Raw genomic sequence first — 263 nt, 5'->3', positions numbered from 1 at the left:
GAAGCAAGGCATTCAAACTGGTTTTACCCACTACTGCGAAACGTTTAAAAATTATGGCCAAAGTATTAGCGCCCATATAGTTAAACAACCTGAGAATAGCGCCTTATATGAGCCATTTACTCGCATCCCTAATACATTTAGCGCAGCGCAAAAAGAAACTTACCAAAATAAAGCTAAAGCGTTAATTGCCTCAAAAGTCGTGCCTGCTTACGAGCACTTTTACGACTTTTTTGAAAACGAATATATGTCACATTGTAGAGCGC

At 39.2% G+C, this 263-nt stretch carries 1 pseudogene; it reads left to right on the top strand.

Features of this window, described 5'->3' with window-relative positions:
• Positions 1-263: pseudogene (locus AAEY99_RS21505) on the top strand (DUF885 domain-containing protein); the annotation flags it as partial.

Origin of the sequence: Shewanella sp. S1-58-MNA-CIBAN-0166 (assembly GCF_040310085.1) — a bacterium.
GTDB lineage: Bacteria > Pseudomonadota > Gammaproteobacteria > Enterobacterales > Shewanellaceae > Shewanella.
This window is presented reverse-complemented; position numbering and strand designations above follow the sequence as displayed.